Source organism: Anaeromyxobacter sp. SG66, assembly GCF_022690805.1.
Classification (GTDB): domain Bacteria; phylum Myxococcota; class Myxococcia; order Myxococcales; family Anaeromyxobacteraceae; genus Anaeromyxobacter; species Anaeromyxobacter soli.
On record NZ_JALCZC010000155.1, the window covers coordinates 1 to 7,858 of the forward strand.

A 7,858-nucleotide genomic window follows, 5' to 3' on the forward strand; every position below is an offset into this window, starting at 1 on the left:
GGGGCGCCACCGCGACAGCGGCGAAGCCGCCCGCGGTGGCGCACGGGACCCGGCGAGCCGGGGTGGGCCCCCGACGAGCTCTGCTCGGCGGGGCGGGGGCGCAGCCCCCGTCAGAACATCTGGCTTTCCCCGGACCTGGCGGCAGACGGCGGTGCTCGTGCCGCTCGCGCGCGCGCTCCGCCTCTACTACCGCCCGCGCGTGCACGGCCTCGAGGCGGTCCCCGCGGACCGGCCGGTGATCTACGTCGCGAAGCACCCCCGCACCTGGCTCTACCTCGAGACGATGCTGCTCGGCCTCGTGTCGTTCTGGGACACGGGGCGCGTGCCGTTCCGGCCGATGGAGAAGCGCGGCACCTCGCTGCATCGGCTGCCGGCGCTCGGCTGGGTGCGCCGGCACGTCGGCACCATCGAGGCGACGGAGGAGGCCGCGCTCGCGGCGCTCGCGGGCGGCGAGTCGGTGCTCGTCTTCCCCGGCGGGGCGCGCGAGCTGTACGGGCCGGCCGACGCCCTCGACTGGAAGGGGCGGCGCGGCTACGCGCGCATCGCGGCGCGGGCGGGCGTGCCGGTCGTGCCGGTCGCCATGGCGGGCGCGGACCAGCAGCACCCGCTGCGCCTCCCCCTCGGCCGCGGGCATAGCGCGTGGCTCCCGCCCCTGCCGCTGCCGGTGCCGCTCGACTACTGGTTCGGCGCGCCGCTCGCCCCGCCCGCGAGCGCCGAGGCCACCCTGGTCGGCGCCTTCGCCGACGCGGTCGCCGCGGCGACCGAGGCGCTCGTCGGCCGCGCGTCGGCCGCGCGCCGCAGCCCCTGGAGCCTCACGTGACGTATCCCGCCGCGCCGCCGCCCCCCATCGACGCCGAGCGCTGGTACTACCGGGGCGCCTACCTCCCCTGGGCGCGGGCGCTCTCCAGGTACCACCGGATGACGCTCGAGGGGCCGCCGCCGCCGGAGGGGCCGTGCATCTACGTGGCCCTGCACGGCGCGGGCTACCTCGTGCTCGACCTCGTGCTGGCCGGCTACCACATCGCCTGGAAGCGCTGGCACGAGCGCGGCGGCCCGCGCACGCCGCTCCGCATCGTGGCGGCCGAGTCGCGCATCGAGAAGGCGCTGCCGGGCCTGCCCGTGCTGAAGCGCCACTTCGGCCTCATCGACCCGAGCGAGGAGAGCTGCCTCGCCGTGCTGCGCCGCGGCGAGCAGCTGCTCGTGACGCCCGGCGGGATGCGCGAGGCGCGACCGGCGCGCGACTTCTACCGGCTCCGCTGGGACGGCCGCCACGGCTTCGTCCGACTCGCCCTCGAGGCCGGCGTGCCGATCGTGCCGCTCGCGGTGGTAGGCGGCGCGGAGGCGTACCCCGGCTTCCGCGTGAAGCGGCTCTCGTTCTGGTCGCCGCTGCCGCTGCCCGCCCGGCTCCAGGCCGCGCTCGGCGAGCCGATCCCGGTGCCTCACGCGCCGGGGCGCGGCCGGGAGCGTGCGCTCGTCGAGCCCCTCCACGCGCTCGCGCGCGAGCGAACGCAGGCGCTCTACGACGCGCTCCTCGCGCGGCGAGGAGCGAGCGGGCGGTGACGATCTGGATCGCGAGCGACTGGCACCTCGCGCCGCAGACCCCGGTCGCGTCGCGAGGGCTCGCGCGCGCGTTCCTCGCCCGGGCGCGGGAGGCGGGCGTCCGGGTCGTCCTCAACGGCGACGTCTTCGACGTCCTCTTCTCCGGCGAGGGGAGGGCCGAGGCGGCGCACCCCGAGGTGGTCCGCGCGATCGCCGCGCTGTCGGCCGAGGGGAGGCTCGAGCGCACGGCGGGGAACCACGACCCCGACGCCGGTCCCGAGCAGCTCGTGCTCGACGTGCCGGCGATCGGGCGCGTGCTCGTTGCGCACGGCCACGCCGCGGACCCGGTCAGCCGCTCGCCCATCGGGCGGCTCGGCGACGACATCTCCCGCCGCTTCGGGCGGCTGACGCTCGTCCGCGGCGCCGCGCGCGCCGTGGAGGCGCTCGCGCGGGCAGTGGCCGAGGAGCGGATGCTCGCGGTGTTCCGGCGCCGCTGCCTCGCGCTCGTCGCGAGCGAGGAGTGCGCGCTCGGCGTGTTCGGCCACGTGCACGTCCCCCACCTCCGGCCCGGCGACGCCTACGCGAACGCCGGCGGGCTCACCCCGGCCGCGCTCTCGTACCTCGTGCTCGGCGAGGAGGGGGGCGCCCGGCTGGCGCGGCTCGACGCGAAAGAGGCCGCGCGCATCCTCTCCGGGTGACCGGGCGACCCCGGGAACAGCGGGGGTCTGCTGGAATCAAACCGGGGTGAAATGCGGTAGAACACCTGCCCCTGGCGCGTGTGCCCACCGAACGCCCGGGAGAAGGATACGTACCCGACCATGCGACCGTTCGAGCGCTGGGTCTGCTTCGCAGACCGCCACCGCACCCTCCTCCTCACCGTCTGCGCCGTGCTGGCGCTGGCGGGGGGCGTCGGCGCGGTGCGGCTCTACAGCGACCTGCGCCCGGACCTGTCGGAGCTGCTCCCCGCCACGAGCAAGAGCGCGGTCGATCTGGAGAACGTCACCGCGCGCGTGGGCGGGTTCGCCGAGCAGACGGTGATCCTCTCGGGCGCCGACGCGGTGACGCTCCAGCTCTTCGCCGACGATCTCGCCGAGAAGCTCGACGCCGCGCCGAAGGAGCTCGTCCGCTGGGTGGAGTACCGGGTGGACGAGATCGCCGACTTCTACCGGCCGCGCCTGCTGCTCTTCCCGCCGAAGGCGGAGCTCGAGCAGCTGCGCGACGTGCTCGCGGGGCGCGTCGCCTGGGAGCAGGCGAGCCGGGAGGGCAAGGCGGAGGGCGCGGCGCCGGACGTGGAGGGGCTCATCGCGAAGCTCGGCGGCGACCGCAAGGAGCTGCTCGGCCGCTTCCGCGAAGGGTACACGATGGGTCAAGTGCCGGTCCCCGGCAGGCCCGGCGAGAAGATGACGATCCTCGCCATGATCGTCCGGCTCGGCTCGACCCCCGGAGACTACGGCAAGGTCGCGGCGCTGAACGAGCTCGTCCGCAAGACGGTGAAGGAGCTCGATCCGAAGAAGTACGCGCCCGCGCTCGAGGTGAACTACGGCGGGTACGTGACCTCGACCGTGATGGAGCACGACGCGCTCGCCGAGGACCTCGTGTGGGCGACGCTGCTCGTCATCCTCGCCGTCGCGGCGGCGGTGGCGATCTACAACCGCACCTGGAAGGCCGTGCCGGCGGTCGGGATCCCGCTCCTCGCCGGCGTGCTCGCGACGTTCGGCGTCGCCGAGCTAGCGGTGGGGCACCTCAACTCGAACACCGCGTTCCTCGGCTCCATCGTGGTCGGGAACGGCATCAACGTGGGCCTCATCCTCTTCGCGCGCTACCTCGAGGAGCGGCGGCACGGGGCCGGGCCGATCCCGGCCATGCAGACCGCGGTCGGGGCGACCTGGCTCGCGACGCTCACGGCCGCGCTCGCGGCCGGCGTCTCCTACGCCTCGCTGCTCTCCACGGACTTCCGCGGCTTCAACCAGTTCGGGCTCATCGGCGGCGTGGGGATGGCGCTCTCCTGGCTGTTCTCCTACGTCATGACGCCGCCGCTCGTCCTCGCCTGGGAGCGGCGCTCGCCCATCACCCGCGAGGGCCAGCGGCCGTCGCGCCCGATCTTCACGCTCGCGCTCTCGCACCTCGTCGAGCGCGCGCCGCGCGTCACCGCGCTCGTGGCGGTCGTGCTCTCGGCGGTCTCGGTCCTCGCCATCGCGCACTTCGCGAAGGACGCGCTCGAGTACGACTTCCGCAACCTGCGCGACGCCTCGGCGATGGAGCGGGGCGGCCCGGGCTGGTGGGACGCGCGCGTCGACGACCTGTTCGGCGAGCACCTCACCCCCACCGCCCTCCTCGCGAAGGACGAGGCCCAGGCGCGCGAGCTCGCGCGCCGCATCGAGGACCACCGCCGCGCGACCCCGGCGACCACCATCGGCTCGGTGATCTCGATCGAGGCCTTCGTTCCCCCTGACCAGGAGGAGAAGCTCCCGGTCGTGCGCGAGATCCGCGCGCTCGCGACGCGCGAGAACCTGTCGTTCCTCCCGCCGGACAGGCGGATGGCGGTCGAGGCGGTGCTCCCGCCCGCGGACCTCCGGCCCTTCGGCGTGATGGACCTGCCCGACGTGCTGCGGCGCCAGCTCACCGAGCTGGACGGGCGCGTGGGTACGCCCGTGCTCGTCTACCCGTCCGGAAAGATCGACGTCTGGAACGGGCGCGACGTGCTCCGCTTCACCCAGGAGCTGCGCGGCCTCGGCCTGCCCGCCGACGCGCCGGTGGCGAGCTCGCTGCTCGTCTTCGCGGACGTGCTCTACGCCATCCAGGCGGACGGCCCGCGCGCGACGGTTCTCTCGCTCGCGGGCGTCGTGCTGCTCGTGCTCGTGGCGTTCGGCCTCGGCAAGCGTTCGGTGCGCTCCCTCGCCGACGCCGGCTGGGTGCTCGCCTCGCTCGCCGTGGGCGTGCTGTGGTTCGGCGGGCTCGCCGGCGTGCTCCACCTGCGCCTCAACATGCTGAACTTCATCGCGCTCCCGATCACCTTCGGCATCGGCGTCGACTACGCCACGAACATCTTCCAGCGGCGGCGCGTCGACAACGCGCGCTCGATCTCCGACATCCTGCGGACGACCGGCGGGGCGGTGGCGCTCTGCTCGCTCACCACGATCATCGGGTACGCCTCGCTCCTCGTCGCGCGCAACCAGGCGCTGTTCTCGTTCGGCCTGCTCGCGGTGCTGGGGGAGCTCGCCTGCCTCGCGGCCGCGCTCGTCGCGCTCCCCGCCGTCTTGCGCTGGCGCGAGCGGAGCGCGGAGCGCCCCGGCGCGGACGCCGGCCGGGGCGCAGGGTCGGACGAGACCGGCGTCGATCTGCGGGCGGCGCGGTGAGCGCTCGGCCGCCGGGTGATGCCGGCGGGAGCTAGGCAGTCTCTGCCGCGCCGACGCGCTGCAGCGCCCACTCGAGCTGCTCGCGCGAGAAGGGCTTCTCGAGGAACGCCTCCGCCGCGGGTCGCGTCTTCGTGGCGCGCTCGCCGCTCATGGCGATGATCGGCACGCGCGCGAAGCGCGGGGTGCGGCGAATGCGGGCGACGAGGTCGTGCCCGGTCATGCGGGGCGTGTAGAGGTCGGCCAGGATCGCGACGGGCCTGGGTCCGCGGGAGAGCATCTCCCAGGCCTCGGCGCCGTCTCGCGCCACGGCCACCGAGAAGCCCGCTCGCTCGAGCAGCGCCCGGATGGCTTCACGCATGCCCGAGTCGTCCTCGACGAGCAGGATCCGACGGATGATCGTGGCTTCCACGCCGGAAACGTAGGGAGCCCGCACACCTGCGGCGAGGCCACGCACCGACGGGGACGGCCGCGCCGGCGCGGAGCGCGAGGCCGCCCGGCGCGAGCGCGCGCGGCGTGCTCCCTCAAGGCTCCGCGCGCGGGGCGCGCCGGGCGCGGACGCGCCAGGTGAGGGCGAGGGAGGCCGCGATCGCGATCGCCACGGCGGCGGGCCAGGCGCTGGCCAGCGCGCCACCGCCGCCGACGCGCTCGTAGCCCGCGCCGAGCGCCCAGCCGATCCAGAAGTAGAGCGTCGCCCACACGAGCCCCGCGACGAGCGTGCCGAGCGCGAACGTCGATTGCCTGAGCCGCAGCGCTCCGGCGACCACCGTCATCACGATGCGGAGCCCGGGAACGAGGCGGCCGAGCACGACCGCCGGGGCTCCGCGCCGGGTGAGCCACGCCTCGAGCCGCGCCTCGCGCTCCTCGGTGTAGCCGAGGCGCCGCGCGAGGCGGACCAGGAGCGGGCGGCCCGCGTGGCGCGACACGAGGTAGAGGAGGGCCGCGCCAAGGACGGTCGCCGTCGTGACGACCGCGGCGGTGGGCGCGAACGCGGCGCGCCCGCCGTGCGCGAGGAACCCCATCGCGGCGATGAACAGATCTCCCGGCAGCGGCAGCGGGACCCCGGCCTCCTCCACGAAGATCACCGCGAACAGGCCGGTGTACTGCCATCGGGCGAGGAAGTCGGCAGGGCTCTCCACGGGAGGACTCATGCCATGGAACCGCTCGCCAAGGAACTCGCTTCCCGCCGCGGGTCGGATCCTCTCGCGGCGGCGCGGGGCGTCTATCGTCCACTGTCCGTATGGCCCCCCGGACGCGGTGCCGAACGGCCCGGGGCTTGGCGCCGCCGCCCCGGCTGCGCACTCGTGCAGGATGGCCGGCGCATCGCAGGGATGGCACGAGCGGGAGGAGCTCCTGTCCGCTCGCACGAAGGACCTTCACCGGGCGCTCGTCTCGCTCCAGGAGGAGCTCGAGGCGATCGACTGGTACCAGCAGCGGGTCGACGCGATCGAGGACCCGGAGCTCCGCGAGATCCTCGCGCACAACCGCGACGAGGAGAAGGAGCACGCCTCGATGATCCTCGAGTGGATCCGCCGCCACGACCTCGCGTTCGCCCGGATGCTGAAGGAGCACACCGGCCACGCCGGACCGATCGTGACCGAGGAGGACGCGGCGAAGACCTCCGCCGAGGCGGGCGGCGAGGCGCCGCGCGAGAAGGGGAAGCGATGACCAGCTGGCAGGATCGAGAGAGCGCCCCGTTCGAGCAGGAGGTCTGGGATCGCATCGACGCCGTGGCGCGGGGTGCCGCGGACGAGGTGCGGGCCGGCCGGCGGCTCCTCGAGGTGGTGGGGCCGATCGGGTTCGGCGCGCGCGCCGGCGTCGCGGAGGACCTGCCCCTCGGTGAGGAGCCGGAGGGCGCCCACGTCCACGTGCCGAAGGTGCGCCCGCTCCCGGTCATCCACCGCACCTTCGCGCTGGGCGCGCGCGCGATCGAGGCGGACGTCGCCTGCGGCGAGCCGCTCGTCCTCTCCGAGGCGTCCGAGGCGGCGCGGCAGATCGCGCGCGCCGAGGATCGGATCGTCTTCGAGGGGCTGCCGCGCGCAGGCGTGCGCGGGCTCCTCGGCCACGAGGGCGCGGTCGAGCTGCCGGCGGGCGACTGGAGCGATCCCTCCCGGACCGCGGACGACCTGCTCGGTGCCCTCGCCCGGCTCGACGCGGCGGGCCGGCACGGACCCTACGCGGTGGCGGTCTCGCCGGGCCGCTTCTACCAGCTCCTGCGCCCCTACCCGGGCACCGCCCTCACGCCGTACCAGCAGCTCCAGCCCGCGTTCGCGGGGGGCATCGTGAAGGCACCCGTGCTCGAGGACGGCGCGGTGGTCGTGATGCGGACAGCGTCCGGTCCGCGCATCATCGTCGGCCAGGAGCTCGCCGCGGCCTACGACGGACGGGAGGGAATCTTCCACCAGATCTCGCTCGTCGAGTCGGTGACCCTCATGCCCGGCGTGCCCGGCTCGGTCGCCGTCCTGCGCGGCCGCTAGCCCATGGCCCGCCGCCGCGCAGGCGAGGGCGGTCTCCCCGGCGGTGAGGAGGTGGGCAGGCTCCTCGCGACGTCGCCGTCGCGGTTCACCGCCGAGCGGGACGCGCTCGCGCGCGCCCTCGCCGAGCGCGGGGACGCCGCGGGGGCGGCCGCGCTCCGCAAGGTCCGCCGTCCGGTCGGCCTGGCCTGGGTCCTGAACCGCGTCGCCCGCGAGCGGGGGCCCGAGATCGAGGCGCTGCTCGAGGCGGGCGATCGGCTCCGCGCCGGGCAGCGCCGCGCGCTCGCCGGGCAGGGGGCGGCTGCGCTGCGCGAGGCCGAGCAGGAGCTCCGGACGGCGGCGCGCGCGCTGCGCGGGCGGGCGGCCGAGGTGTTCGCCTCCGAGGGGCGCCCGGCGAGCCCGGTCGCGCTCGCCCGGGTGGAGCTGCTCCTGCGGGTCGCGGCGACGGCGCCGGGCGGGGCTCGCGAGGCCCTCCGCGCCGGGGCGCTCCAG

At 75.5% G+C, this 7,858-nt stretch carries 8 protein-coding genes and 1 pseudogene; 7 read left to right on the forward strand and 2 right to left on the reverse strand.

Annotated elements, in window-relative coordinates; all coding sequences use genetic code 11:
* Positions 1-151: 151 nt before the first annotated feature.
* The 4 genes from MNZ39_RS22455 (at position 152) to MNZ39_RS22470 (ending at position 4,895) form a co-directional block, all read left to right on the forward strand.
* Entirely contained in the window at positions 152-820 is a 669-nt protein-coding gene (locus MNZ39_RS22455; RefSeq protein ID WP_242341334.1) for a 1-acyl-sn-glycerol-3-phosphate acyltransferase, read from the forward strand.
* Positions 817-1,560 carry a lysophospholipid acyltransferase family protein gene (locus MNZ39_RS22460; RefSeq protein WP_242341335.1) on the forward strand — a complete coding sequence of 248 codons (744 nt, stop codon included), beginning with the start codon at positions 817-819 and terminating at the stop codon, positions 1,558-1,560. Before MNZ39_RS22455 ends, MNZ39_RS22460 begins: the two co-directional genes overlap by 4 nt.
* Entirely contained in the window at positions 1,557-2,237 is a 681-nt protein-coding gene (locus MNZ39_RS22465) for a metallophosphoesterase (protein WP_242341336.1), read from the forward strand. The genes MNZ39_RS22460 and MNZ39_RS22465 overlap by 4 nt, the downstream gene beginning before the upstream one ends.
* A 120-nt stretch (positions 2,238-2,357) precedes the next feature.
* Positions 2,358-4,895, forward strand: a complete 2,538-nt coding sequence (locus MNZ39_RS22470; protein WP_242341337.1) for an MMPL family transporter — start codon at positions 2,358-2,360, stop codon at positions 4,893-4,895.
* A 31-nt stretch (positions 4,896-4,926) separates the two neighbouring features.
* On the opposite strand, the gene MNZ39_RS22475 is transcribed toward MNZ39_RS22470, so the two are convergent.
* Positions 4,927-5,304 (reverse strand): response regulator, encoded by a 378-nt coding sequence (locus MNZ39_RS22475; protein WP_242341338.1) that lies wholly within the window; start codon positions 5,302-5,304, stop codon positions 4,927-4,929.
* 112 nt (positions 5,305-5,416) lie between these two features.
* Positions 5,417-6,031 carry a DedA family protein gene (locus tag MNZ39_RS22480; protein WP_242341339.1) on the reverse strand — a complete coding sequence of 205 codons (615 nt, stop codon included), beginning with the start codon at positions 6,029-6,031 and terminating at the stop codon, positions 5,417-5,419.
* A gap of 172 nt (positions 6,032-6,203) precedes the next feature.
* On the opposite strand from MNZ39_RS22480, the gene MNZ39_RS22485 reads away from it, so the two are divergent.
* From MNZ39_RS22485 to MNZ39_RS22495, 3 genes and pseudogenes are all read left to right on the forward strand, one after another.
* A complete protein-coding gene (locus MNZ39_RS22485) occupies positions 6,204-6,560 on the forward strand; it encodes a ferritin (protein WP_242341340.1) in 357 nt (118 codons plus the stop codon).
* The gene (locus tag MNZ39_RS22490) at positions 6,557-7,369 is read left to right on the forward strand and encodes a family 1 encapsulin nanocompartment shell protein (protein ID WP_242341341.1); all 813 of its coding nucleotides are present in this window, start codon (positions 6,557-6,559) and stop codon (positions 7,367-7,369) included. Before MNZ39_RS22485 ends, MNZ39_RS22490 begins: the two co-directional genes overlap by 4 nt.
* 3 nt (positions 7,370-7,372) lie before the next feature.
* A pseudogene (locus MNZ39_RS22495) lies at positions 7,373-7,858 on the forward strand (hypothetical protein); the annotation flags it as partial.

Excerpts from the sequence above, each read along its gene's own strand:
- MNZ39_RS22470 (WP_242341337.1), top strand. The coding sequence starts at position 2,358 with ATGCGACCGTTCGAGCGCTGGGTCTGCTTCGCAGACCGCCACCGCACC.
- MNZ39_RS22485 (WP_242341340.1), top strand. The coding sequence starts at position 6,204 with ATGGCCGGCGCATCGCAGGGATGGCACGAGCGGGAGGAGCTCCTGTCC.
- MNZ39_RS22490 (WP_242341341.1), top strand. The coding sequence starts at position 6,557 with ATGACCAGCTGGCAGGATCGAGAGAGCGCCCCGTTCGAGCAGGAGGTC.